Origin of the sequence: Delftia sp. CH05 (genome assembly GCF_009827015.1) — a bacterium.
Classification (GTDB): domain Bacteria; phylum Pseudomonadota; class Gammaproteobacteria; order Burkholderiales; family Burkholderiaceae_C; genus Comamonas; species Comamonas tsuruhatensis.
The window spans coordinates 39,196-65,414 of record NZ_WUMG01000015.1 but is presented as its reverse complement, the minus strand read 5'-3'; the positions used below and the strand labels follow the sequence as shown (position 1 = coordinate 65,414).

Genomic DNA, 26,219 nt, shown 5'->3' with positions numbered 1-26,219 from the left:
CACGCCGAATCCGGTTGCACCCCAGTCATCGAAAAACCACTTTCCCTTTCCAATCCATTATGTCCACCACCGTAGGCATCAAAGTCGACGACGCCTTGCGCGAGCGCATCCGCGTCGCARCCCAGCAGATGGGTCGCACACCGCACTGGCTGATCAAACAGGCCGTCGTCCAGTACGTCGATGCGCTGGAGCGCGGCGCAACCACCATCCGGCTTGCAGGCGCAGGCGACAGCCCTGGCGATGTCGCGATCGAAGAGGCGCAACCCAACGCCAGCCAAGAGGTGCAACCCTTTCTGGAATTCGCCCAATCCATCCTGCCGCAGACGCCGCTGCGCGCCGCGATCACGGCCGCCTGGCACCGGCCCGAGCCCGAGTGCCTGCCCGTGCTGCTGCCGCTGGCACGCGCCCAGGATGCCCAGCAGGCCGACAGGGTGCGCGAGCTGGCGACCCGGCTGGTACAGGGCCTGCGCGATGCGCCGGCCGGCAGCGGCGTGGCGGCGCTGGTGCAGGAGTTTTCCCTGTCCAGCCAGGAAGGCGTGGCGCTGATGTGCCTGGCCGAGGCGCTGCTGCGCATTCCCGACCGTGCCACGCGCGATGCGCTGATCCGCGACAAGATCAGCAAGGGCGACTGGCGTGCCCATGTGGGCCGCTCGCCCTCGCTGTTCGTGAACGCGGCGGCCTGGGGCCTGGTGCTGACGGGCAAGCTCACATCCACCAGCAGCGAGAAGAACCTGTCTTCGGCGCTGACGCGCGTGATCGGCAAGGGCGGCGAGCCCCTGATCCGCCAGGGCGTGCACCGCGCCATGAAGCTGATGGGCGAGCAGTTCGTGACGGGCCAGGACATTGCCGAGGCGCTGRCCAACAGCCGCGCCTATGAAAAGCAGGGCTTTCGCTACAGCTACGACATGCTGGGCGAGGCGGCCGCCACCGCGGCGGATGCGCAGCGCTACCTGCAGGCCTACGAGCAGGCCATCCACGCGATCGGCGCGGCGTCCAACGGGCGCGGCATCTTCGAGGGGCCGGGCATCTCCATCAAGCTGTCGGCCCTGCACCCGCGCTACAGCCGAGCGCAGTACGAGCGTGTGATGGCCGAGCTGCTGCCGCGCGTGCTGCGGCTGGCCGAGATGGCCAAGCAGTACGACATCGGCATGAACATCGACGCCGAAGAGGCCGACCGGCTGGAGCTGTCGCTGGACCTGCTGGAGTCGCTGTGCGCGGCGCCCTCGCTCAAGGGCTGGAACGGCATAGGCTTCGTGGTGCAGGCCTATCAAAAGCGCTGCCCGCAGGTGCTGGACCACCTGGTGGACCTGGCCCGCCGCAGCCGCCGCCGCCTGATGGTGCGGCTGGTCAAGGGCGCCTATTGGGACAGCGAGATCAAGCGCGCCCAGGAAGGCGGCCAGGCCGGTTACCCCGTCTATACGCGCAAGGTCTATACGGACGTGAGCTACCTGGCCTGCGCGCGCAAGCTGCTGGACGCACCCGACGCCGTCTACCCCCAGTTCGCCACGCACAACGCGCAGACGCTGGCCAGCATCTACCACATGGCCCAGGCTGTGGGCGGCAGCTACTACAGCGGCCAGTACGAGTTCCAGTGCCTGCACGGCATGGGCGAGCCGCTGTACGCACAGGTGACGGGCCCGGCCTCCGAAGGCAAGCTGGCCCGCCCCTGCCGCATCTATGCGCCCGTGGGCAGCCATGAGACGCTGCTGGCCTATCTGGTGCGCCGCCTGCTGGAAAACGGTGCCAACACCTCGTTCGTGAACCGCATCGGCGACGCCTCCGTGCCGGTCTCCGAGCTGGTGGCCGACCCGGTGGACGAGGTGATGAAGATCGCCCGTGTTGAAGGCCGGCTGGGTGCGCCGCACCCGCGCATTGCACTGCCGGCCGACCTGTTTGCACGGCAGGGCGAGGAAGACGCGCAGGCCCGCGCCAATTCCCAGGGGCTGAATCTGGCGCACGAGCAGCAGCTGGCCTCATTGGCCGCCGCACTGCTGCACAGCACGCGCCAGACTTATCTGGCCGCGCCCGCAGAGGCCGACCTGCCTGCCGACCCGGCGCGTGCCGAAGGCTGGCAGGCCATGCGCAATCCGGCCGAGCTGTCCGACATCGTGGGCTGGGTGCGCGAGGCCACCGCTGCGGAGGCCGAGGCCTGCGCCACCCGCGCCGCCCAGGCCGCGCCGATCTGGGCCGGCACGCCTGCCGCCGCCCGCGCCGATGCGCTGGCCCGCGCCGCAGACCTGCTGGAGCAGCGCAGCCAGCCGCTGATGGGCCTGATCATGCGAGAGGCCGGCAAGACCCTGCCCAACGCGGTGGCCGAGATCCGCGAGGCGGTGGACTTCCTGCGCTACTACGGCGCCCAGGTGGCTGCGCATTTCGACAACGCCACGCAGCGCCCGCTGGGCGTGGTGCTGGCCATCAGCCCCTGGAATTTTCCGCTGGCCATCTTCTGCGGACAGGTGGCCGCAGCCCTGGCTGCCGGCAATACCGTGCTGGCCAAGCCCGCCGAGCAGACCCCGCTGACGGCCGCCGCCATGGTGGCCCTGCTGCACGAGGCCGGCGTGCCGCGCGATGCACTGCAGCTGGTGCCCGGTGCGGGCGAGACCGTGGGCGCCGCCCTGGTGGCGCATCCGCTGGTGGCCGGCGTGATGTTCACGGGCTCCACCGAGGTGTCACGCCTGATTGCGCGCCAGCTGTCGCGCCGCCTGTCGCCCGCAGGCCGCCCCATTGCGCTGGTTGCCGAGACCGGCGGCCAGAACGCCATGGTGGTGGACTCCTCGGCCCTGGCCGAGCAGGTGGTGGCCGATGTGCTGGCCTCGGCCTTCGACTCGGCCGGCCAGCGCTGCTCTGCCCTGCGTCTGCTGTGCCTGCAGGAAGAGGTGGCCGACCGCACGCTGACCATGCTGCGCGATGCGCTGCAGGAGTGGACGCTGGGCAACCCCGACCGCCTGAGCACCGATGTGGGCCCCGTGATCGACGACGCGGCACGCCGCCAGATCGAGGAGCACATAGAGCAGATGGCCGCAGCGGGCCAGAAGGTCACCCGCGTGGAGCGCAAGGACGGCGTGCTCAACGGCCACTATGTGGCACCTGCCCTCATCGAGATCGACAGCACGGAGCGCCTGCAGCGCGAGGTCTTCGGCCCCGTGCTGCACGTGATCCGCTTCAGGCGTGAGCAGCTGGACGCGCTGGTCGATGGCATCAACGCCACCGGCTACGGCCTGACCTTCGGCGTGCACAGCCGCATCGACGAGACCATTGCCCACCTCACCCAGCGCGTGCATGCGGGCAACATCTATGTGAACCGCAATGTGATCGGCGCCATGGTGGGCGTGCAGCCCTTTGGCGGCATGGGCCTGTCGGGCACGGGCCCCAAGGCCGGCGGCCCGCTGTATCTGCACCGCTTGGTGCAGGGGCCTGCCAGCGCGGCGCTGTCGGTCTTCGCACGGGCGGAGTCGCCCGTCCAGGCGCCGCTGCAGCTGCTGGGCCTGCTGCGCGAGACACTGTCCAAGGCGCCGCCGGATGCCATGTCCGCCGACGAGCAGGTGCAGGCCCTGGCCGCCTGCGATGCGGCAGCCTCCGCATCGCGCCTGGACGCGGCCATGCCGCTGCCCGGCCCCACGGGCGAATCCAACCGCTACCGCCTGCTGCCGCGCGGACCCGTCTGGGCACTGCCGCGCACGCCGCTGGGCCTGGTGGCCCAGGTGGCAGCGGCCCTGGCCAGCGGCAATGCCTGCCATGCGGTGCTGCCCGACAACGGAACAGGCGCCGACAGAGGCTGCGCCGCCACCTGGCAGGCGCTGCGCGCCGCTGCGGGCGATGCCGGTGTGCCATGGCTGCACAGCGCCAGCGCCGACTCTCTGGGCGATTCGGCAGCGCCCATGGCGGCCTTGCTGTTCGAGGGCGATGGCGACGCCCTGCTGCAGGTCTGCGCCCAGGTCGCCGCGCGCGACGGTGCCCTGGTGCGCGTGGAAAGCCGCAACAGCGACGAGCTGCATGCCGGCCGCGGCTATGACCTGGCCGCGCTGTTCCACGAGCAATCCATCAGCACCAATACCGCTGCCGCAGGCGGAAACGCTCAACTGATGACCATGGCTTGAACCGCCGGGGCCGGCACAACCGGCCCCTGGCAAGCGCCCCGCACCACCCGAAAAAACACGACCAACGCAGGACACTTCAATGCAATTCAACTGGAACGACCCGACGGCGATCATGTTCGCCATCTACCTGGTCGCCATGCTCGGCATCGGCGCCATCGGCTACTTCAGCACCAAGAATCTTTCCGACTACATCCTGGGCGGCCGCAGCCTGGGCAGCTTCGTGACGGCGCTGTCGGCCGGTGCCTCGGACATGAGCGGCTGGCTGCTGATGGGCCTGCCCGGCGCCATCTACCTGTCCGGCCTGTCGGAAGCCTGGATCGCCATCGGCCTGATCCTGGGCGCCTACCTGAACTGGCGCCTGGTGGCGGCGCGGCTGCGCCTGTACACCGAGCGTGCCGGCAATGCGCTGACGCTGCCCGACTACCTGGCCAACCGTTTCGAGGACCACTCCAGCGTGCTGCGCATCGTGACGGCCGTGGTGATCCTGGTGTTCTTCACGCTGTACTGCGCCTCGGGCGTGGTGGCGGGCGCGCGCCTGTTCGAGAACATGTTCGGCATGCCCTACAGCACGGCCCTGTGGGTGGGCGCGCTGTGCACCATCGCCTATGTGTTCATCGGCGGCTTCCTCGCTGTGAGCTGGACGGACACCATCCAGGCATCGTTGATGATCACGGCCCTGATCCTGGCGCCCGTGATCGCCTGGCTGGCCGTGCAGGGCCATCTGCAGCCGGGCCAGGACCTGCACGCCATCGTGGCGGCAGAGAAGTTCGACCTGTTCCGTGGCGCCAGCTTCGTGGGCGTGGTCTCGCTGCTGGCCTGGGGCCTGGGCTACTTCGGCCAGCCGCACATCCTGGTGCGCTTCATGGCGGCATCGTCGGTGCAGACCATTCCCTCGGCCCGCCGCATCAGCATGACCTGGATGATCCTGTGCCTGGCCGGCGCCGTGGCCGTGGGCTTCATCGGCATCCCCTACTTCGCGGCCAACCCCGCTGGCGCTGCCGCCGTGAACGCCAATGCCGAGACGGTGTTCATGGAAATCACCAAGCAGCTGTTCAACCCCTGGATCTCGGGCGCGCTGCTGGCGGCCATCCTGGCGGCCGTGATGAGCACGCTGTCGTGCCAGCTGCTGGTGTGCTCCAGCGCGCTGACCGAAGACATCTACCGCACCTTCCTGCGCAAGAACGCCAGCCAGATCGAACTGGTCTGGATCGGCCGTGCCATGGTGCTGCTGGTGGCCTTGATCGCCATCGCCATCGCCAGCAACCCCGACTCCAAGGTGCTGGGCATGGTCAGCTACGCCTGGGCCGGCTTCGGCGCCGCCTTCGGCCCGGTGATCATCCTGTCGCTGTTCTGGAGCCGCATGACGCGCGGCGGCGCGCTGGCCGGCATCATCACCGGCGCCGTGACGGTGCTGGTGTGGAAGCAGTTCGGCTGGCTGGGCCTGTACGAGATCATCCCCGGCTTCATCCTGGCCTGGCTGGCCACGGTGGTCGTCAGCCGCATGGGCCCTGCGCCTTCGCAAAGCATCCTGAAGGCGCATGCGGCGGTGGAGAGCGAGTTCGAGCGGATCGGGGCACGCTGAGTGGCAATGAGCTGACCCGCTCCGCCTGAACCCGACGCCCGATGACGCTTGCGCGCATCGGGCGTTTGTCATTTCAGCACCTATGACATCGCCAAATCAGATGTACCTCAACGCACATGACGAGCGCTTTGTACGTGGTCGCCACAAGGGGAGTGGTCACTACAATCCATGGGCTCTTTTTTCATCGCCGGGCCGCCCCAGGATGAAAAGCGGCCCCCTGCGGGGGACCGCAGACCTTGCACTGCAAGGAGAGCGTGGGGGCCATTTTTCAACACACAACAAGTGAGACTGCCGCTATGCAAATGATCCGCCGCACCCTTCTTTCGACCTGCGTGGCCGCCATGGCGGCTGCCTCGGCTGGCGCCGTACTGGCCCAGACCAAGGAGGTCAAGGTGGGCTACGCACTGGCCGTGAATTCGCACTACGGCGCGGCCGCCCAGGCCTGGGCCGATGCGGTGGAAAAGGGCACGAACGGCGCCTACAAGTTCAAGCAGTTCCCCGCGTCCGCCCTGGGCGGCGAGCGCGAGCTGATCGAGGGCCTGCAGCTGGGCACGGTGGAGGCGGCCATCGTCTCCACGGGCGCCATCAGCAACTTCGTGCCCGATGTGGGCGTGGTGGACATTCCCTTCCTGTTCCGCGACACGCAGCATGCGCGCGCCGTGCTGGACGGCGCCTTCGGCCAGGAGCTGCTGGCCAAGTTCAGCAAGCGCGGCCTGGTTGCGCTGGCCTGGGGCGAGCAGGGCTTTCGCCACCTGTCCAACAACAAGCACGCCGTCAACGGCGTGGCCGATCTCAAGGGCCTGAAGATCCGCGTGACCGAGAACCCCGTGCACATCACGGCCTTCCGCACGCTGGGCGCATCGCCCACGCCCATGTCCTGGCCCGAGGTGATCGGTGCGCTGCAGCAGGGCACGATCGACGGCCAGGAGAACCCGATCTCGGTGCTGGCCTCGGCCAAGCTGTGGCAGGTGCAAAAGCACCTGACGCTGACCGCCCATGTGTACGCGCCCATGGCCCTGCTGGTGTCGCCCTCGTTCTGGGGCACGCTGAACGACAGCCAGAAGGCGGCCTTCACGCAGGGCGCCAAGTCAGGTGCCATCGCTTCGCGCGTGTTCGTGGACACGGTGGAGAAGAAGGGCGTGGAAGAGGCCAAGAGCCACGGCATGCAGGTGGTGGAGAAGGTGGACCAGGCCGCCTTCCGGACCGCGCTGGAGCCGGCCTACAAGGAATACGCGAAGAAGTTCGGCCAGAAGACGCTGGACACCATCGCCAACGCCAAGTAAACCTTCCTGCCATGGGCGGCCTGCCCGTGGCACCGGGCCGCCGCTGCGGGCAAGCCCCATGGCCCCGCACGGCGCCCACGTCGATGATCTGACCTCCGGCGGCAGCCCGGCCCTTGCGCCACTCCCCTCCTGCCCTCGCCCACTCCTATGCTCAACCGAATCGAACGCGCCCTTGTGGCCTGCAACCGCTGGCTGCTGATCGTGCTGCTGCTGGCCATGGCCTGCATCGTGTTTGCCAATGTGGTGCTGCGCTACACCACGGGCGACTCCATTGTCTGGGCCGAGGAAGTGGCCCGGCACATGATGATCTGGGTCACCTTCCTGGGCGCGGGCCTGGTGCTGCGCTTCGGTGGCCATGTGGCCATCGACAACCTGCACCGCTCGGTGGGCACGCGCAAGGCGCAGTGGCTGCGCCGCCTCGTGGTGCTGGGCGTGGGCCTGTTCTGCGCGGTGATGGCGGTGGCCTCGTCGCAGTACGTCTGGGCCACGCGCTTCCAGACCACGGCGGCCACGGACATTCCCATCTCCTTCGTCTACGCGGCCATGCCCGTGGGCTTCGTGCTGATGCTGGTGCATCTGCTGTTCATTGCGCGCGGCTATATCGCAGACGGCTCGTTCGCGGAGTCGGACGAGATGGATGCCGACGCGGCCGCATCCATATGACCCCCCTGAGTCGCTGCGCGCCTTCCCCCAGGGGACGACACCCTCGCTGCGGGGCGGCGCGGCCGGCCCAGGCCCTTGCTTGGTGTCTCCTGCCTTGGAGCGTGTCAGTTCCATCGCTCTGCCATGAATAACTGATTCGAACGCACATCATGGGTATCACGCTTTTCATCGCCATCATCGTCCTGCTCACGCTGGGCTTTCCGGTGGCCTTCGCGCTGGCGATCTCCGCCGCACTGGCCGTCTTCGTGGGGGGCCGCTATCCGCAGCTCATCGTGTTCAAGGAGATGTTCACGGGCATAGACAGCTTTCCGCTGATGGCCGTGCCCTTCTTCATCCTGGCGGCCGAGCTGATGTCGGGCGGGGCGCTCACGCATGTGCTGCTGCGCTTTGCAGCGCAGTTCGTGGGCCATCTGCGCGGCGGCCTGGGCTATGCCAATGTGCTGTCGCTGACGCTGTTCTCGGGCATTTCGGGCTCGGCCCTGGCCGATGCGGCCGGCCCCGGCTCGATGATGGTCAAGATGATGGACAAGGCCGGCTACGCGCGCTCCTACGCGGCGGCGCTGACGGCCAGCACGGCCATCGTGGGGCCCATCATTCCGCCGTCGGTGAGCATGATCATCTACGCGCTGCAGGATGAGAACGTGTCGGTGGGCGGGCTGTTCATGGCCGGCTTCATCCCCGGCATCCTGATCGCGCTGGCCATGGCCGCCGTGAACTGGTGGGTGTGCAGGAAGCGCGACTACCGCTCCACCGAGCCGCGCCCCGACGGCCGCACGATGTGGATCAACAGCTTCAAGGCGATTCCCGCGCTGATGCTGATCGTGCTCATCGTGGTGGGCATCCGCTTCGGCATCTTCACGCCCACCGAGGCGTCGGTGGTGGCCGTGTTCTACGCCCTGGTCTGCGGCAAGTGGGTGTACCGCACGCTGCAGTGGTCGGCGCTGCCGGGCATTGCGGCGCGCTCGGCCATGCTGACGGCCTCGGTGCTGCTGGTGATGGCGACTTCGGCCGCCTTTGCCTGGGTGCTGACGGTGGAGGGCATTCCGCAGTACCTGTCCGAGCTGATCGTGAGCTGGCAGCTGTCGCCCACCCTGTTCCTGATCGCGGTGAACATCCTGCTGCTGGTGTTCGGCATCTTCATGGAGCCGCTGCCCGGCGTGATGATCCTGGTGCCCATCCTGGCGCCCATTGCGTTCAGCCTGGGTATCGATCCCACGCACTTCGCCATGGTGGTGATCGTGAACCTGACGCTGGGCATGATCACGCCGCCCGTGGGCGGGCTGCTGTTCGTGACCTCGGTGGCCACGCGCGTGTCCATCACCGATCTCACGCGTGAGATGCCGCTGTTCCTGCTGGCCCACTTCGTGGTGCTGTGCCTGCTGACCTTCATCCCCGCGCTGTCCACCTGGTTGCCGCATACGCTGGGCTTCCAGTGACGACAAGGGCCTCCGAGTGAGGCCCTTTTTTTTTGCCGCCGGGCCGCCCCAAGGCAAGAAGCGGCCCCCTGGGGGCAACGGACCTTGCGCAGCAAGGGTAGCGTGGGGGCCTTTTTTCTGGGGCGCCCAGCGCCTCAGAAGAGCAGGCCGGCCATGCGCTGGGCCGTTTCCTTCAGGTGCGGCAGGCCCTCCAGCGCCTGCGCCAGCGGCATGCGCGCCTCCGGCGCATGCACGGCCAGCGTGGCGCGGCACTGGCCCTTGGCATCGCGCACGGGCACGGCCACGGCGATCATGCCGCGCATGAATTCCTCGCGGTCGCAGGAGTGGCCTTCGCGCACGATGCGCGCGCACTCCTGTGCCAGCGCCTCGGGCGTGGTCAGCGTGTTGGCCGTGCAGGCGGTGAGTTCCACGCTGTCCAGGATGGCGGCGCGCCGGGCCGCAGGCATATGGGCCAGGAACAGCTTGCCGCTGGCCGTGGCGTGGATGGGCACCATCGATCCGGCCTCCAGCTGGATGCGCAGCGGCCAGTGGGTCTCGACACGGTCCAGGTAGCGCACGCGCGTGCCGTCCAGCACGGTGAGGTTGCAGGTCTCGCCCAGACGGGCCACCAGCTGGGACAGCAGCTCATGGCGCAGGGCCTGCCGCGGGTCGGCTTGCAGGGCGCGCACGGCCAGGCTCAGCAGCTTGGGGCCCGGGGAGAAGCTGCGGTCACCCTCGTGGCGCAGCAGCCATTGCCGCGCCTCCAGGTGGGAGCACAGGCGCGAGGCCGTGGCCTTGGGCAGGTTGAGCGCGGCTGCGATGTCCATGAGGCCCGGCGGGGCCTCGGCCTGGGTCACGAAATCGAGCACGGCCAGGGAGCGATCGGAGACCGAGTTCGCTTCGTCCTGCCGTGCAGGGGTGGGGTCCGGGGCAGCGCTGGCAAGGGATGGCGGCATGGGGCGGTGTCGTGTCGTGTGAAAGGCCGGAAACGCTTTCGATCATGCCTGATCGCCAGGAGGCGGCAAGGGTTTGCGCGGGGTTGCGGTCCACGGCGGCAACGAATAAGTTTCACCCAAAGGAACAAATAGTTCCTTCAAAAGAAACTTAAAAGGAGCCACTGCATGCCGGACCCCATCGACAGCTATGACTACGTGATCGTGGGAGCAGGCTCTGCCGGCTGCGTGCTGGCCGCGCGCCTGTCCGAGGACCCGGCCACGCGCGTGCTGCTGCTGGAGGCCGGCCCGCCGGACCGCTCGCCCTGGATCCACCTGCCCATCGGCTACGGCAAGACCATGTGGAGCCCCGTCTACAACTGGAAGTTCGAGACCGACCCGGACCCCAACATGAACGGCCGGCGCATCTACTGGCCGCGCGGCCGCACGCTGGGCGGCAGCAGTTCGATCAACGGCCTGATCTACGTGCGCGGCCAGCGCGAGGACTACGACCACTGGGCGGCGCTGGGCAATGCAGGCTGGTCGTATGAGGAGGTGCTGCCCTACTTTGTGAAGTCCGAAGGCAATGCGCGCGGCGCCTTCCCGGGCCATGGCGCGGACGGGCCGCTCAAGGTCTCGGACATCGGCGCACAGCATCCGCTGATCGAGGCCTTCATTGCCGGTGCAGGCCAGGTCGGCGTGCCCCGCACCGAGGACTTCAACGGCCGCGACCAGGAGGGCGCAGGCTACTACCAGCTCACCACCCACAAGGGCCTGCGCTGCAGCACGGCCAAGGCCTATCTGGGCGAGGCCCGGCGCCGCCCCAATCTGCGCATAGAGACCGACGCCATGGCCACGCAGCTGGTGCTGCGCGGCCGGCGCGCCACCGGCATCCGCTACCGGCAAGGCGGGCAGGAGCGCCAGGCCCAGGCGCGGGCCGAGGTGATTCTGTCGGCAGGCGCCATCCAGTCGCCGCAGCTGCTGCAACTGTCGGGCATAGGCCCGGCCGCGCTGTCGCAGTCCCTGGGGATTCCCGTGGTGCACGATCTGCCGGGCGTGGGCGAGAACCTGCAGGACCATCTTCAGATCCGCCTGGGCTACGAATGCAGCCAGCCCATCACCACCAATGACCAGCTCAATTCCTGGGTGGGCAGGACCAGGCTGGGGCTGGAATGGCTGCTGTTCCGCTCGGGCGCGCTGGCCGTGGGCATCAACCAGGGCGGCTGCTTCATGCGTGCGCTCAGGGACGCGCAGGGCCGGCCCGTGGCGGACACGCCCGACATCCAGTTCCACGTCTCCACGCTGTCGGCCGACATGGCAGGCGGGCAGGTCCATCCGTACTCGGGCTTCACCATGTCGGTCTGCCAGCTGCGGCCCGAGTCACGCGGGCAGTTGCGCATCCGTTCGCGCGATGCCTTCGAGCCGCCTTCCATCCAGCCCAACTACCTGGCCACCGACCTGGACCGCCGCACCAACGTGGCGGCCGTGCGCGCGGCACGCGCCATTGCCGACACGCCGGCCATGCGCCCCTTCGTGAAGCGCGAGGTCAAGCCCGGCCCCGATGCGCACAGCGATGCGGAGGTGCTGGAGTTCTGCCGCAACCACGGCGCCACCATCTTCCACCCCAGCGGCACCTGCCGCATGGGCAGCGATGCCCTGGCCGTGGTCGATGCGCGGCTGCGCGTGCACGGCATGGCCGGGCTGCGCGTGGTCGATTGCTCGGTCATGCCCACCCTGGTCTCGGGCAACACCAATGCGCCCGTGGTGATGATGGCCGAGAAGGCCGCCGACATGGTTCGCGAAGACAGGCACGGAGAGACAGGGCAGCTCAAGGTCGCATGACTGCCCGTTCCTGCATCCCGGCAATGCGACAGACAACCAGGAGACAGCATGACGACGGCAACCGATCCCAGGGTCATCCGCAAGGTGGTGACCTCCGCGCTCATCGGCGCAACCATCGAGTGGTATGACTTCTTCCTGTACGGCGTGGTCGCCGGCATCGTGTTCAGCAAGCTGTACTTTCCCAGCGACGATCCGCTGATCTCCACCCTGCTGGCCTACACCACCTTTGCCGTGGGCTTTGTCACACGGCCGCTGGGCGGGGTGATCTTCGGGCACTTCGGCGACCGCGTGGGGCGCAAGAGCATCCTGGTGGTCACGCTGATGATCATGGGCGTGTCCACCTTCCTGATCGGCCTGCTGCCCACGCATGCGCAGATCGGCGTGGCCGCCCCCATCCTGCTGCTGCTGTTGCGCGTGGCCCAGGGCATAGGCCTGGGCGGCGAATGGGGCGGTGCCGTGCTCATGGCCTACGAATACGCGCCCAAGGAAAAGCGGGGCTTCTATGCCTCCCTGCCCCAGGTGGGCCTGGCCATCGGCCTGTTCATGGCCTCGGGCGTGGTGGCCCTGCTGTCCTGGCTGTGTACGGAAGAGCAATTCATGGCCTGGGGCTGGCGCATCGCCTTCCTGATCTCGGGCCTGATGGTGGCCGTGGGCATGTACATCCGCCTGCATGTGAAGGAGACGCCCGAATTCGCAGCCGTCAAGGCACGCAATGCCGAGACCGCGATTCCCTTCATGGACATGATGCGCCGCTATCCGGGCAATGTGCTCAAGGGCATGGGCGCACGCTATATCGACGGCGTTTTCTTCAACGTCTTCGGCGTGTTCTCGATCAGCTACCTGACCTCCACCCTGCAGATCAGCCGCACCGATGCATTGATCGGCGTGATGGTCGCCGCCGTGGTGATGTGCTTCACGATTCCACTGTTCGGCCGCCTGTCCGATCGCCTGGGCCGCAGCCGCGTGTATCTGTGGGGATCGCTGATCACCGCGGTCTCGGCCTTCCCGGCCTTCTGGCTCATGGCCCACAGCGGCGGCAATGTGCTGCTGATATGGATCGCCATCGTCGTGCCCTTCGGCATTCTCTACGCGGCGGTCTACGGTCCCGAGGCGGCCCTCTTCTGCGACCTGTTCGACGCCAAGGTGCGCTACACAGGCATTTCCTTCGTCTACCAGTTCTCGGGCATTTTCGCGTCCGGCATCACGCCCATCATTGCGACGGCGCTGGTCAAGACGGCCGGTGGCAGCCCATGGCTGGTGTGCCTGTATGTGGTGTTTGCGGGAGCGGTATCGGCTTGGTGTGCCTGGGCGATCGGGCGGGATGGACAGGGTGCCCGCGCCTTTCGGCCCGTGGGCAATGCCAGGGCAGGCCTGTGAATGGATGGAACTCGGGCGCTTTCAAGAAGTTTGAATACGCACGCTGGAAAACACATTGCCGGCGTACGAACCCATTTCAGGGACTCCAGCAAAAGCCACTCAAAACCATCGCACTGTTTCTCTTTGTAAAGACGATGGCTAGAATGCCCATGCATTTTCTTAATCAGACAGAGAGGGACCATGTTCAAGAAAGCATTGGCAGCAGCCATCTTGCTGGGCTGCGGCCTGGCGCACGCATTCATGCCCAGCAATGGCACCTGGGTCGTGACTTCCGAACTCAACGGCAAGCCGGGTCGCGGGCTGGCCATCGATGCACAGAACGGCACGCTGGTCATGCAGATGTATGCCTACGAGCCCAGCGGCCAGCCCACCTTCTACATGACCTCGGGCGCGCTGACCAATAACCGCTTTGCCGCTCCGCTGATCCGCTACAAGGGCGGCCGCTTTCTGGGCAGCGGCCCGATGTCGGGCTCCGAAGACCGGAACATGGGCCAGGTCAGCATGCGCTTCACCAGCGGCGTGTCGGGTTTCATCACGCTGCCCGGCGAACAGGAAGTGGCGATTTCGCGTTTCAACTTCGGTTACCCCGCCGTGGCATCCAGCCTGAGGGGACTCTGGGCGCTGACTTCGTTCGGCAGCGAAGGCGTTGCTTCCGAAGTGGTGAATATGCAGCTGCAAACGCCTGCCACCGCGAACGGCAATGGCCTGATGGAAACGGCGGACAGGCTGTTTGGTTGCGAACACCAGATCCGGGGCAATCTGGCGGGCGGCGTCCTGTGCGTCAAGGTCAACAACTACGGCCAATTGCTGCGCTCCTACTACTTCGTCTACAGCGTGAACGAGGGTGAAGGCAGCTCCCGCACCAATGGCACCCGCCCCGAACAGGTGCTGGTGGTCAAACGCCTGCTTGACCCGAAGGGCGTGGGTACAGGCATCGTCTACGCGGCCGACGCACCCGTGGACCCAGTGCCCACCGTGCTGCACGACATCATCGAGAACCTGTCCTTCAACGCCGCACCTCTGCCAGCCGAGCAGGAGTGACGCCCTCGCTGCCGGCCACCCCTCAGGGCAGCGCCGGCAGCTGCTCCGCATGCCGCAGATCCACATGCGCCTGCAGGAAGTCGAGCACGGCGCGCGTGCGCGGGGGCAGGCGGTCGGGCTTGCCCAGGTAGACGGCGTGGATGGGTTCCAGGTCGCCCGTGTTGAATTCCTCCAGCACGGGCACCAGCCGGCCGGCGAGCACGTCGGCCCAGGCGTGGTACAGCGACAGGCGGGCCAGGCCCGTGCCGTGCAGCGCCAGCTCGCGCATCACATCGCCGTCGTTGACGCGCACCACCTCCCCGATATCGACGGCCACGCGCTGGCCGTCCACCAGAAATGGCCAGTGCGGTATGGCGCGCTGGTAGCTCCAGCCCAGGCGCACATGGTGGCCCAGCTCGTCCGGATGCAGGGGCCTGCCCATGCGGGCCAGGTACTGCGGTGAGGCCAGGATGACCTGCCGCGTGTGGCCGAGTAGCCGCGCGACCATGTCCGAGGGCGGAAGCTGACCCCAGCGCACGGCGATGTCCGTGCCGGCCTCGACCAGGTCCACGATCTGGTCCGTGAAGCTCAGTTCCAGGCTCAGTCCGGGATGGCGCTGCAGCAATTGCGGCACCAGGGGCACGAGCAGCATTTTTCCGGTCGATGAGCTGGTGTTGATGCGCACCAGGCCGCGTGGTTCGCTGCGCACGGCCACGCAGGCCTCCAGTTCCTCCAGGTCGGCCAGCACGCGCTTGCCGCGCTCGAACAGCTGGCAGCCTTCGGGCGTGAGATGCAGACGCCGCGTGCTGCGCTGGAGCAGCTGCACGCCCAGGCGCGCCTCCAGCCGCGACATGCTCTTGCTGACGGCCGAGGGCGAGATGCCCAGGTGGCGCGCAGCGGCCGAGAGGCTACCGCGCTCGGCGACCAGGATCAGCATTTCCAGCTCGGCAAAGCGGTTGGCATCGGCGCTGCCCGTGTCGGCGGCGGCGAGAGGAACAAGTGCGGGCATGGTGTCTCCGAGAAAAGGATCATCTATTCCACACAGGAACAGATCCGTTTCCATTATTCCATCTACACAAAGGTATGTTGCAGTGCGACATTACTGGACATCACACCAAGGATCACAAGGAATCCGTCCATGCCTCTTTCCCTTCTCGCCCTGGCGGCCGGTGCCTTTGGCATCGGCACCACGGAATTCATCATCATGGGCCTGCTGACACAGGTCAGCCAGGATCTGCACATCAGCATTCCCACGGCGGGCTCGCTGATTTCGGGCTACGCCATCGGCGTGGCCGTGGGCGCGCCCGTGCTCACGCTGCTGACGCGCCAATGGCCGCGCAAGCGCCTGCTGCTGGCGCTGATGCTGATCTTCATCGCCGGCAACCTGGCCGCCGCGTTCGCGCCCAGCTATGAATGGCTGATGTCGGCACGCGTGCTGACCTCGCTGACCCACGGCACCTTCTTCGGCGTGGGTGCCGTGGTGGCCACGGGCCTGGTGCCCGCGGACAAGAAGGCGTCGGCGATTGCGCTGATGTTCTCGGGCCTGACCCTGGCCACCCTGCTGGGCGTGCCTGCCGGCGCCTGGATCGGCCAGATGTTCGGCTGGCGCAGCGCCTTCCTGGCCGTGGCCGCGATCGGCGTGCTGGCCTTCGCCATCCTGGCCGCCTTCGTGCCGCGCGACCAGGGCCGCCCCGAGGTCACGCCGCTGGCGCAGGAGCTGGCCGTGCTGGCCAACGGCCAGGTCTGGCTGGGCCTGGGCATCACGGCCTTCGGCTTTGCGGGCGTGTTTGCGCTCTACACCTATGTGGAGCCGCTGCTGACCCAGGTGACCCGCATGGGCGACAGCCTGGTGGCACTGACCCTGCTGCTGTTCGGCGCGGGCCTGGCCGCAGGCAATCTGCTGGGCGGCAAGCTGGCCGACCGGGGCGTGATGCGCGCCCTGGTGTGGAGCATTGCGGCGCTGATGGTGGTGCTGGCGGCAGGCCGCTGGGCCTTCGGGAACCAGGCCGTGGCCATGGCCTATGTGATCGTGCTGGGCATCGTGGCCTTCGCCACAGTGGCACCCATGCAGATGCGCGTGCTGGACCAGGCCGGCCCCCAGGGCGCCAACCTGGTCTCCAGCCTGAACATTGCGGCCTTCAACCTGGGCAATGCCCTGGGTGCCTGGGTCGGCGGCCTGGCCCTGGCCGGTGGCCTGGGCCTGGTCAACCTGGGCTGGGCCGCCGCCGCGCTGACGGCCGTGGGCCTGGTGCTGGTCTTCTGGAGCAGCCGCCTGCCCGCAGGCTCCGCACGCAGCGCAGGCGTGGCCTGCGCCTGAGGCTCAACGGGCCAGCACGGGCTTGAGCGCCTTGCCCGTGTGCGTGCCCGCAGCCACCAGATCCTCGGGCATGCCGGCCGCGATGATGCGGCCGCCGTCCTTGCCGCCTTCGGGGCCGAGGTCGATGATCCAGTCGGCCTCGGCGATCACGTCCAGGTCATGCTCGATGACGACCACGCTGTGGCCCGCATCGACCAGGCGGTGCAGCACGCGGATGAGCTTGTCCACGTCGGCCATGTGCAGGCCCACCGTGGGTTCGTCCAGCACATAGAGCGTGTGCGGCGCCTTGTTGCCGCGCCGGGTCACGTCGTCGCGCACCTTGGTCAGCTCGGTGACGAGCTTGATGCGCTGGGCCTCGCCGCCCGACAGCGTGGGCGAGGGCTGGCCCAGCGTGAGATAGCCCAGGCCCACGTCCTTGAGCAGTTGCAGCGGGTGGGCGATGCTGGGCATGCTGGCGAAGAACTCGACGGCCTCGTCCACCTCCATCTGCAGCACGTCGCCAATGCTCTTGCCGCGCCAGGAGACGGCCAGGGTCTCGGGGTTGAAGCGCGCGCCGTGGCAGACCTCGCACGGCACCTTCACGTCGGGCAGGAAGCTCATCTCGATGGTGCGCATGCCCTGGCCCTCGCAGGCCGGGCAGCGGCCTTCGCCGGTGTTGAACGAGAAGCGGCCGGCCGCGTAGCCGCGCGCCTTGGCCTCCAGCGTTTCGGCGTAGAGCTTGCGGATGGTGTCCCAGAAGCCGATGTAGGTGGCCGGGCAGCTGCGCGGGGTCTTGCCGATGGGGGTCTGGTCCACTTCCAGCACGCGGTCAATGCCCTCGAAGCCCTGCAGGCCCTTGCAGCCCGACAGCGCAGGCGCCTTGCCCGCGTCCATGGCATCGCGCCCGGCCTTGGTGGCGCGCTGGCCCACCCAGGCGGCCACATTGGCCAGCATCACGTCGCGCGCCAGCGTGGACTTGCCCGAGCCGCTGACGCCTGTGACGGCCACCAGGCGCTTGAGCGGCACGCGCGCATCCACGTTCTGCAGGTTGTGCAAATGGGCGCCGCGCACGGTCAGCCAGCCCAGCGCGTCGGAGGCGGGTTCGGCGTCGACAACGACAGGCGCGGCCTTCTTTTTGGATTTGGATACCTTGACAGGCGCGGGTTCCGGCACCGGTTCGGCCACGGCGGCAAGCTCGGCGGCCGCCTGCGGCGGCTGGCCCTCGCCCACCCAGCGGCGCGGCTGGAACGGGTGGCGCATGGCGTGCAGCAGATAGCGGCCCGTGATGGAGTCCTCGGCCGCCATGATGTCGGCCGCCGTGCCCTGAGCCACGAGGCGGCCGCCACGTATGCCGGCGCTGGGGCCGATGTCGATGATGTGGTCGGCCCGGCGGATGGTGTCTTCGTCATGCTCGACCACGACCAGGGTGTTGCCCTTGTCGCCCAGCTTGTGCAGGGCGTTGAGCAGGATCTGGTTGTCGCGCGCATGCAGGCCGATGGTGGGCTCGTCCAGCACATAGCAGACGCCCTGCAGGTTGCTGCCCAGTTGCGCGGCCAGGCGGATGCGCTGGGCCTCGCCGCCCGACAGCGTGGGCGCGCCACGGTCCAGCGTCAGGTAGCCCAGGCCCACTTCCTCGAGGAATTCGAGGCGGCTCTGGATCTCGGGGATGAGGTCGCGGGCAATGTCGGCCTCGCGGCCCGACATCGCCAGCGCCTGCACCCATTTGCGCACGTCGTTGACCGACAGCTGGGCGATCTCGGCAATGCCCACGCCATGGAAGCGCACGGCGCGCGCCGTGGCGTTCAGGCGTGTGCCCTGGCAGGTGGGGCAGGTCACTTCGGCCAGGTCCTCGATTTCCTGGCCTTCGAACTTGACCTCGCGGCCCCGGTTGTCCTCGACCAGCAGGGTGTCGTCATAGACCTTGCGCTGGTCCTTGGTGAGCTTGACGCCCGTGCCCACGCAGTCGGGGCACCAGCCGTGCTTGCTGTTGTAGGAGAACAGGCGCGGGTCCAGCTCGGCATAGCTGGTGGCGCAGACCGGGCAGGCGCGCTGGGTGGAGAACACCTGCAGGCTGCCGATGCCGGCCGTGCTCCGGCCGCCGGCCATGGCATCGGCCAGGTTGTCCAGGCCGGACAGCACATGCAGCACGCCCTTGCCTGTTTCCAGCGCCTGCGCCAGGTGGCCGCGCAGCTCGCGCTCGCTGGCCGCCGTGACGGTGATGCTGGCCACGGGCAGCTCGATGGTGTGTTCCTTGAAGCGGTCGATGCGCGGGAATCCCGTGGTGGGCAGGAATTCGCCGTCCACGCGCAGATGGGTGTAGCCGCGTGGCCGAGCCCAGTCGGCCAGCTCGGTGTAGACGCCCTTGCGGTTGACCACCAGCGGTGCCAGCAGGCCGATGGTCTGGCCCCGGAACTGCGTGAGCAGCTGGGCCGCGATGCTTTCCTCCGTCTGCGGCTGCACCGCGGCGCCGTCGTGGATGCAGTGCTGCGTGCCCAGCTTGACGTACAGCAGGCGCAGGAAGTGCCAGACCTCGGTGGTCGTGCCCACGGTGGACTTGCGCCCGCCGCGCGACAGGCGCTGCTCGATGGCCACGGTGGGCGGAATGCCGTAGACCGCATCCACCTCGGGCCGGCCCGCAGGCTGGACGATGGAGCGCGCATAGGCGTTGAGCGATTCCAGGTAGCGTCGCTGCCCTTCGTTGAACAGGATGTCGAAGGCCAGCGTGGACTTGCCCGAGCCCGAGACACCCGTCACCACGTTGAACTTGCCGCGAGGAATCTCCACCGACAGCTGCTTGAGGTTGTGCTCCTTGGCGTTGACGATCTCGATGGCATTCCTGGCGGCCGCCCCCGACATGGCATGGGCCTTGCGCTGGCTCTTGTAGAGCATGGGGGCGACCTCGCGCACGGCCTCACCGCCCACTCCCATGGCCAGGTCGTACTCGCGCAGCGCCTGGGCCGTGTGCGAGCCAGGCACCTGGCGCACCTCCTCGGGCGTGCCCTGGGCCACGATGGCGCCGCCGCCGTCGCCGCCTTCGGGACCGAGGTCGATCAGCCAGTCGCTGGCACGGATCACGTCCAGGTTGTGCTCGATGACGATCAGCGAGTGCCCAGCCTCCAGCAGCTTGCGCAGCGCGCGCATGAGCTTGGCGATGTCGTCGAAGTGCAGGCCCGTGGTGGGCTCGTCGAACAGGAACAATGTGCCCTTCTTGGCCAGCGCCTGCTTCGACTTGGCCTGGGCCTTGGCGGCCTCCGCCAGGAAGCCCGCGAGCTTGAGGCGCTGGGCCTCGCCGCCCGACAGCGTGGGTACGGGCTGGCCCAGCTTTACGTATTCCAGGCCCACATCGACGATGGGCTGCAGGGCGCGGATGACCTCGCGGTCCTGGGCGAACAGCAGGGCCGCCTCGGCCACGGTGAGCTCCAGCACATCGGCCACGTTGAGCTTGCGCGGCTGCAACTCGCCGGCCGCGTGGCGCTCGATCGTGACTTCCAGGATCTCGGGGCGGTAGCGCGTGCCGTTGCAGTCGGGGCAGCGCAGGTAGACGTCGGAGAGGAACTGCATCTCCACATGCTCGAAGCCCGAGCCGCCGCAGGTGGGGCAGCGGCCATCGCCGCTGTTGAAGCTGAACTTGGCGGCCGTGTAGCCGCGCTGGCGCGACAGCGGCGCAATGGCGAACAACTCGCGGATGGAGTCCCAGGCGCCCACGTAGCTGGCCGGGTTGGAGCGCGCCGTCTTGCCGATGGGCGACTGGTCCACGAACATCACGTCGCTCAGGTGGTCGGCGCCCAGCAGGCGCTCGAAGGCGCCGGCCGCATCCGTGGGCTTGCCGAAGTGGCGCATCAGCGCGGGCACCAGCACGTCCTGGATCAGCGTGGATTTGCCCGAGCCGCTGACGCCGGTGATGGTGACCAGGCGCTGCAGCGGAAAGTCCACGTCGATGCTGCGCAGGTTGTGCTCGCGCGCGCCTTCGAGGATGAGGCGTGGCGTGGACTCGGTCACCATGCGCTTGAGGCCGAAGCCCACCTGCTTGCGGCCGCCCAGGTAGGCGCCGGTCAGCGTGTCGGCATGTCGCAGGTCCTCGGGCGTGCCGTCGAACACGATCTGGCCGCCGCGCGCGCCGGGGCCGGGGCCCATGTCGATCATGCGGTCGGCCGCGAACATCACGGCCGGGTCGTGCTCGACCACGACCAGGGTGTTGCCTGCATCGCGCAGGCGCTGCATGGCCTCGGTGATGCGTTCCATGTCGCGCGGGTGCAGGCCGATGCTGGGCTCGTCGAGCACGAACAGGGTGTTGACCAGCGAGGTGCCCAGGGCCGTGGTCAGGTTGATGCGCTGCACCTCGCCGCCCGACAGCGTACGGCTCTGGCGGTCCAACGTGAGGTAGCCGATGCCCACGTCGCACAGGTACTGCACGCGCGCCATGATTTCGGCGTGCAGCATCTTGAGGGCCTGGGCCTCGCCGTCATGCAGCGGGGCGTCGGCAGCCGGCGCCAGCTGCTGGAAGAAATCACGCAGCCGCACCAGGGGCAGCTGCATCAGGTCGTGCAGGCACAGGCCCGGCAGCGCGTCCAGCTGCTCGCGGCTCCAGGCCACGCCCTTCGGCATGAAGCGGCGGTAGCGGCCTTCGTCGCCGGGCGGCAGCACGGCATCAGCGGCCTGCTTGCCGCCCAGGCGCCACAGCAGGCTTTCGGTCTTCAGCCGCGCGCCGCCGCAGGTGGGGCATTCGGTATAGCTGCGGTACTTGGACAGCAGCACCCGGATGTGCATCTTGTAGGCCTTGCTCTCCAGGTATTCGAAGAAGCGCTTGATGCCGTACCAGGTCTGGGTCCACTTGCCGTTCCAGTTGGGCGAGCCGTCCAGCACCCAGCTCTTTTGCGCGTCGGTGAGCTTGGCCCAGGCCGTGTCGCGCGGGATGCCTTCGGCCTCGGCGTGGCGCATCAGGTCGTCCTGGATCTCCTTCCAGGCCGGTGTCTGCACGGGCTTGATGGCGCCCGTGCGCAGGGTGAGCTTGTCGTTGGGGATGACCAGCCCCCAGTCCACGCCGATCACGCGGCCAAAGCCACGGCAGGCCTCACAGGCGCCCACGGCGGAGTTGAAGGAGAACAGCGAGGGAATCGGCTCCTGGTAGCTCAGGCCGCTTTCGGGGCAGTGCAGGCCCAGCGAGAACTTCCACAGCTGGGGCTCGGTGGGCTGGGCACCTGCGGCTTCCACGGCGGATTCAGGCAGCACATAGACCGTCATGTGGCCGCTGCCGCGTTTGAGCGCGACCTCGATGGCCTCGTAGGCGCGGGCCCGCTCCACATTGCCCAGGCGGAAGCGGTCGGCCACCACGTCCAGCATCTTGACCTTGAGCGGCGCCGCCGCCTTGGCCTTCTTGCCCTTGGCGTCTGCGGCAGGCTCCACGGCGCCGGCCTTCTCGGCCTCGCGCTCGGCCTGGACCTTGGTGAAGCCGCTGGCCGACAGCCATTGCTCCACCTCGGCGGCCGTGGTGTTGGCGGGCAGCTCGACGGGGAAGGTGATGGCGATGCGCGGATCACCGGCCTGCCGGCAACGCTCGGCCAGCTCCTCCAGCACGCTGTCGGGCGTGTCGTGGCGCACGGGCACGGCGGTGTCGCGGTCGAACAGCTGGGCTGCGCGCGCGAACAGCAGCTTCAGGTGGTCGTTGAGCTCGGTCATCGTGCCCACGGTGGAGCGCGAGTTGCGGACGGGATTGGTCTGGTCGATGGCGATGGCCGGCGGCACACCTTCCACACGGTCCACGGCCGGCTTGTCCATGCGGTCCAGGAACTGCCGCGCATAGGCCGAGAAGGTCTCGACATAGCGGCGCTGGCCTTCGGCATACAGGGTATCGAACACCAGACTGGACTTGCCCGAGCCGCTGGGCCCCGTGACCACGGTCAGCTCGCCGGTACGGATGTCGAGATCCAGGTTCTGGAGATTGTGCTGGCGTGCGCCGCGAATTCGAATCAGACCGTGCGTCATGGATGTTGTGTGGTCAGTGGGAGCCAAACATTCTAGGCAGTCCATGCGTCAGGCATCGGACGCTTCTCAATACCTGTATTTTCATACAGGTTAAACAAAAAACGCCTCCTCAACGCATCCGCGCGACCATAAAAAAACCCCGGAACCAGTCCGGGGCTCGTGCCTCTTTCAAGGTCTTACTTGGCCATCTGCACGGAGGCAGGCATGGCCTGCCCGTCCGGCACGCCCTTCACCTGGGTGATGGCCAGCAGCGACACGACAACAAAGGCCAGGCAACCGGCCGCGATGATCCTCATGGGTATTTCCTTGATCAGGCTGTGAAAAGACGGGCCCAGACAAAAAGGCCCCGCACCTTTCGGTACGAGGCCTGATGGCAGGCAGGTGCTGATTGGAACAGACCTGCTTTGCTCGCGGCTTACGCCGCGCGGCGATCAGAATGCGTGACGCACGCCGACGGCGAAGGACGAGAAGTCCGCGCCCTTCACGCCGGTCATGTAGTTGGCGCCGGCCTTGTTGTCCACCTTGGTGTAGTAGCCGTAGACCTTGGTGCGCTTGCTCAGGTTGTAGTTGTAGCCCAGGGTCCACTGGTTGGCGCCGGAGTCGGCAATGTTGCTCCACTTGTTGGCGTGGCCCAGGTTCACGTGGAACTCGGAAGCGCCCAGGGTGTACATGCCCGACAGACGGAAGTTGTTGCGCGTGCCGCGGATTTCTTCGTCGTTGCGCTGGTAGTAGCCGCCCAGCACGAACTGGCCGAGAGTGTAGGCAGCGCGGAAGGCCAGCTGCTTGTCTTCGTCGAACTGGCTGTAGCCGGCGCCCAGGGCCAGGGGGCCCACGTTGTAGTTGGCGGCCAGGTCGTAGCCGTTCTTCTTCTTGGCCAGGGCGGTGGCCTTCTCGTGCATGGAGACCGAGCCTTCCACCGTCAGGCCGCCGAAGTTGGGCGTGGTGTAGGAGATCTTGTTGGCGGTGCCCAGGCCGCTGGCGAACCAGACGGGATCGAAGTACAGCGCGTCGGAGGACGAACCCGTGTCATGGTTGTGCATGCTCACGTAGTCGGCCGTGGCGAAGTACGAGCCGGGGAAGAAGTTGCCCAGGCGCAGCATACCGAAGTTGCCCGACAGGTTCACTTCGCTCTGGCGGCCGAAGGTCAGCGCGCCGGTGGAGGAGGAGCCCATGCCGGTGTCGGAAGCGAAGCCGCTTTCCAGCACGAAGCCGGCCTTCAGGCCGCCGCCCAGATCTTCGACACCGCGCATGCCCCAACGCGAGGAGTTGTTCTCCATCTTGCTGACGCTTTCGTCACCGATCTTCTGGCGCTCGATCGTGGTGTTGATACGGCCATAGATCGTGACGCTGCTTTGCGCCATCACGGTGGTGGAACCCAGCACGGCCAGCACGGCCAGGGCAACGCGGTTCATCTTGATCATCTCGGCATCTCCTTGGGATTGTTGAGTGGGTATTCTTGAAATCTCAGGGCCGACTCCGGCTCTAGATCAGTGCCATTTGCGGCTGCTGCGAATTCTAGGTGCGGGCATGTCAAAAAATGTACGGCCGCCTCTGAAAATGCGCGATCTGATGCTTTGCTGCCACAGGCATGACATGGAAAACCAGTAGAAGCGCCATACGAAAAAAGCCCATGGCAAACCGCCACGGGCTTTCGTCAATGCAGCGCCACAAAACACAGTCGGATACTGCGCACACCGCATGCAACCGGCGCGGCCCAACTCAGAGACGCCGAGCAAGAGCCGCCTCGCGGCGATGGCGTCGTCCCCCTCCCGCGAAGCGAGAGAGGGCGCCGTGCATACGGGGGAAGGCGCGTCAGCGCCTCAGGGGGAGCCCTCAATCATTCGCGTAGATATCCACATCCTTGGTCTCGCGCAGGAACAGCGTGCCGATGATGGCCGTGGCGCCGGCAATGACGATGGGATACCAGAGGCCGCTGTACATGTTGCCGGTCTGGGCCACGATGGCGAACGACATGGTGGGCAGCAGGCCGCCGAACCAGCCATTGCCGATGTGATACGGCAGGCTCATGGAGGTATAGCGGATGCGGGTGGGGAACAGCTCCACCAGCATGGCGGCGATGGGGCCGTAGACCATGGTCACGAGGATGACCAGGTAGGTCAGGATGGCGACCATCATCACCTTGTTCATCTTCGCGGGGTCGGCCTTGGTGGGATAGCCGTCCTCGGCCAGCACCTTGGCCACGGTCTTCTTGAACTCGGCGTCCTTGGCCTTGGCTTCCTCGGGGCTCAGGCCCTTGACGGAGAACGAGGGGATCTCGGTGCTGCCGATGCGGATGAAGGCCGTCTTGCCGGGCGCTGCGTCCTCGGAGTCATAGCTGACCGAGCCGGCGGCCAGCAGCTGCTTGGCCACGTCGCAGGAACTGGTGAACTTGGAAGTGCCCGTGGGATTGAACTGGAACGAGCATTCCTTGGGATCGGCAACGATCACCACCTTGCTCTTGGCCTGGGCCGCGGCCAAGTCGGGGTTGGCCGCTTCGGTCAGCGCCTTGAACACGGGGAAGTAGGTCACCACGGCCAGCACGCAGCCCAGCATGATGATGGGCTTGCGGCCTATCTTGTCGGACAGCGAACCGAAGATCACGAAGAACGGCGTGCCGATGATCAGTGCCGCCGCGATCAGCAGGTTGGCCGTCACCGCATCGACCTTGAGCTGCTGGGTCAGGAAGAACAGCGCATAGAACTGGCCCGTGTACCAGACGACAGCCTGGCCGGCGGTCAGGCCGATCAGCGCCAGGATCACGATCTTGAGGTTGCGCCACTGGCCGAAGGACTCGGACAGCGGAGCCTTGGAGACCTTGCCCTCGGCCTTCATCTTCTGGAAGGCTGGCGACTCGGACAGCGTCATGCGGATCCACACCGAGATGCCCAGCAGCACGATGGACAGCAGGAAGGGGATGCGCCAGCCCCAGTCCGCGAAGGCCTGCTCGCCGATGGAGGTGCGCACGCCCAGGATCACCAGCAGCGACAGGAACAGGCCCAGCGTTGCCGTGGTCTGTATCCACGAGGTGTAGGCGCCGCGCTTGCCGTGCGGCGCGTGCTCGGCCACATAGGTGGCCGCACCGCCGTACTCGCCGCCCAGGGCCAGGCCCTGCAGCATGCGCAGGCCGATGAGGATCACCGGCGCCGCCACGCCGATGCTGGCGTAGGTGGGCAGGATGCCGACGATGAAGGTCGACAGGCCCATGATCAGGATGGTCACGAGGAAGGTGTACTTGCGCCCGATCATGTCGCCCAGCCGCCCGAACACCAGTGCGCCGAAGGGCCGCACGATGAAGCCGGCCGCGAAGGCCAGCAGCGCGAAGATGAAGGCCGATCCCGCATCGAGCCCGCTGAAGAATTGCTTGGCGATGATGGCCGCCAGCGATCCGTAGAGATAGAAGTCGTACCACTCGAATACCGTGCCTAGCGACGAGGCAAAGATCACCTTGCGTTCTTCCGGAGTCATGGGCCGCGGGGTCGCCTTGACCCCCGCGCCTTGCGATGCGTTGATAGCCATGTCTGTCTCCTTGATTTATTGAATATTTAGCGGGCTTGCCATAGGCCCGCCGATTCACTATCCGCCTGCCTGCTGACGCGAATCTGACTCACCTCTTACAGAAATTGACGGCGAACTGAACGATTTCTTACTAACTCAGCAGCAACCCTGATGCCGTCTTTTTCCATGTGAAAAGCACCGTAAAAACCCTGGCAAACCATGCTGCACTGCGTAA

General features: G+C 67.1%; 14 protein-coding genes. 9 read left to right on the top strand and 5 right to left on the bottom strand.

From position 1 onward, the window contains the following. Window positions 1-59: 59 nt before the first annotated feature. The 5 genes from putA (at window position 60) to GRX31_RS14255 (ending at window position 9,061) form a co-directional block, all read left to right on the top strand. Window positions 60-4,097: a trifunctional transcriptional regulator/proline dehydrogenase/L-glutamate gamma-semialdehyde dehydrogenase gene (gene putA, locus GRX31_RS14275; RefSeq protein WP_160853247.1), complete on the top strand. Its 4,038-nt coding sequence runs from the start codon at window positions 60-62 to the stop codon at window positions 4,095-4,097. A gap of 79 nt (window positions 4,098-4,176) precedes the next feature. Further along, window positions 4,177-5,679, top strand: a complete 1,503-nt coding sequence (gene putP, locus GRX31_RS14270) for a sodium/proline symporter PutP (protein ID WP_046984091.1) — start codon at window positions 4,177-4,179, stop codon at window positions 5,677-5,679. Between the two features lie 296 nt (window positions 5,680-5,975). Continuing rightward, window positions 5,976-6,962: a TRAP transporter substrate-binding protein gene (locus GRX31_RS14265; RefSeq protein WP_016450058.1), complete on the top strand. Its 987-nt coding sequence runs from the start codon at window positions 5,976-5,978 to the stop codon at window positions 6,960-6,962. A 147-nt stretch (window positions 6,963-7,109) separates the two neighbouring features. Then, entirely contained in the window at window positions 7,110-7,625 is a 516-nt protein-coding gene (locus GRX31_RS14260; RefSeq protein WP_013800419.1) for a TRAP transporter small permease, read from the top strand. A gap of 149 nt (window positions 7,626-7,774) precedes the next feature. Next, window positions 7,775-9,061 carry a TRAP transporter large permease gene (locus GRX31_RS14255; protein WP_034363235.1) on the top strand — a complete coding sequence of 429 codons (1,287 nt, stop codon included), beginning with the start codon at window positions 7,775-7,777 and terminating at the stop codon, window positions 9,059-9,061. Between the two features lie 134 nt (window positions 9,062-9,195). Here GRX31_RS14255 and GRX31_RS14250 read toward each other — a convergent pair whose 3' ends face one another. Beyond that, on the bottom strand, window positions 9,196-9,996 hold the full coding sequence (locus GRX31_RS14250) for an IclR family transcriptional regulator (RefSeq protein WP_012207743.1): 801 nt from the start codon (window positions 9,994-9,996) through the stop codon (window positions 9,196-9,198). A 165-nt stretch (window positions 9,997-10,161) separates the two neighbouring features. On the opposite strand from GRX31_RS14250, the gene GRX31_RS14245 reads away from it, so the two are divergent. The 3 genes from GRX31_RS14245 (at window position 10,162) to GRX31_RS14235 (ending at window position 14,232) form a co-directional block, all read left to right on the top strand. Further along, a complete protein-coding gene (locus GRX31_RS14245; protein ID WP_160853245.1) occupies window positions 10,162-11,814 on the top strand; it encodes a GMC family oxidoreductase in 1,653 nt (550 codons plus the stop codon). A gap of 48 nt (window positions 11,815-11,862) precedes the next feature. Next, window positions 11,863-13,191, top strand: coding sequence for an MFS transporter (locus GRX31_RS14240; protein WP_013800415.1), 1,329 nt, complete (start codon window positions 11,863-11,865; stop codon window positions 13,189-13,191). A 180-nt stretch (window positions 13,192-13,371) separates the two neighbouring features. Next, the gene (locus GRX31_RS14235; RefSeq protein ID WP_046237941.1) at window positions 13,372-14,232 is read left to right on the top strand and encodes a hypothetical protein; all 861 of its coding nucleotides are present in this window, start codon (window positions 13,372-13,374) and stop codon (window positions 14,230-14,232) included. A gap of 22 nt (window positions 14,233-14,254) precedes the next feature. Here the strand turns inward: GRX31_RS14235 and GRX31_RS14230 are convergent, their stop codons facing one another. Next, on the bottom strand, window positions 14,255-15,220 hold the full coding sequence (locus GRX31_RS14230; protein WP_016452773.1) for a LysR family transcriptional regulator: 966 nt from the start codon (window positions 15,218-15,220) through the stop codon (window positions 14,255-14,257). Between the two features lie 129 nt (window positions 15,221-15,349). Here GRX31_RS14230 and GRX31_RS14225 point away from each other — a divergent pair, with 129 nt between their 5' ends. Then, the gene (locus GRX31_RS14225) at window positions 15,350-16,528 is read left to right on the top strand and encodes an MFS transporter (RefSeq protein ID WP_160853243.1); all 1,179 of its coding nucleotides are present in this window, start codon (window positions 15,350-15,352) and stop codon (window positions 16,526-16,528) included. Between the two features lie 3 nt (window positions 16,529-16,531). Here GRX31_RS14225 and uvrA read toward each other — a convergent pair whose 3' ends face one another. The 3 genes from uvrA to GRX31_RS14210 all read right to left on the bottom strand — a co-directional run bounded on the left by uvrA (window position 16,532) and on the right by GRX31_RS14210 (window position 26,005). Further along, on the bottom strand, window positions 16,532-22,489 hold the full coding sequence (uvrA, locus tag GRX31_RS14220) for an excinuclease ABC subunit UvrA (RefSeq protein WP_160853241.1): 5,958 nt from the start codon (window positions 22,487-22,489) through the stop codon (window positions 16,532-16,534). A 431-nt stretch (window positions 22,490-22,920) separates the two neighbouring features. After that, window positions 22,921-23,910 carry a porin gene (locus GRX31_RS14215; RefSeq protein WP_016450048.1) on the bottom strand — a complete coding sequence of 330 codons (990 nt, stop codon included), beginning with the start codon at window positions 23,908-23,910 and terminating at the stop codon, window positions 22,921-22,923. A gap of 412 nt (window positions 23,911-24,322) precedes the next feature. Further along, window positions 24,323-26,005 (bottom strand): MFS transporter, encoded by a 1,683-nt coding sequence (locus GRX31_RS14210; RefSeq protein ID WP_016450047.1) that lies wholly within the window; start codon window positions 26,003-26,005, stop codon window positions 24,323-24,325. Window positions 26,006-26,219 lie beyond the last annotated feature (214 nt).

Excerpts from the sequence above, each read along its gene's own strand:
- putP (WP_046984091.1), top strand. The coding sequence starts at position 4,177 with ATGCAATTCAACTGGAACGACCCGACGGCGATCATGTTCGCCATCTAC.
- GRX31_RS14265 (WP_016450058.1), top strand. The coding sequence starts at position 5,976 with ATGCAAATGATCCGCCGCACCCTTCTTTCGACCTGCGTGGCCGCCATG.
- GRX31_RS14260 (WP_013800419.1), top strand. The coding sequence starts at position 7,110 with ATGCTCAACCGAATCGAACGCGCCCTTGTGGCCTGCAACCGCTGGCTG.
- GRX31_RS14255 (WP_034363235.1), top strand. The coding sequence starts at position 7,775 with ATGGGTATCACGCTTTTCATCGCCATCATCGTCCTGCTCACGCTGGGC.
- GRX31_RS14250 (WP_012207743.1), bottom strand. The coding sequence starts at position 9,996 with ATGCCGCCATCCCTTGCCAGCGCTGCCCCGGACCCCACCCCTGCACGG.
- GRX31_RS14245 (WP_160853245.1), top strand. The coding sequence starts at position 10,162 with ATGCCGGACCCCATCGACAGCTATGACTACGTGATCGTGGGAGCAGGC.
- GRX31_RS14240 (WP_013800415.1), top strand. The coding sequence starts at position 11,863 with ATGACGACGGCAACCGATCCCAGGGTCATCCGCAAGGTGGTGACCTCC.
- GRX31_RS14235 (WP_046237941.1), top strand. The coding sequence starts at position 13,372 with ATGTTCAAGAAAGCATTGGCAGCAGCCATCTTGCTGGGCTGCGGCCTG.
- GRX31_RS14230 (WP_016452773.1), bottom strand. The coding sequence starts at position 15,220 with ATGCCCGCACTTGTTCCTCTCGCCGCCGCCGACACGGGCAGCGCCGAT.
- GRX31_RS14225 (WP_160853243.1), top strand. The coding sequence starts at position 15,350 with ATGCCTCTTTCCCTTCTCGCCCTGGCGGCCGGTGCCTTTGGCATCGGC.
- uvrA (WP_160853241.1), bottom strand. The coding sequence starts at position 22,489 with ATGACGCACGGTCTGATTCGAATTCGCGGCGCACGCCAGCACAATCTC.
- GRX31_RS14215 (WP_016450048.1), bottom strand. The coding sequence starts at position 23,910 with ATGATCAAGATGAACCGCGTTGCCCTGGCCGTGCTGGCCGTGCTGGGT.
- GRX31_RS14210 (WP_016450047.1), bottom strand. The coding sequence starts at position 26,005 with ATGGCTATCAACGCATCGCAAGGCGCGGGGGTCAAGGCGACCCCGCGG.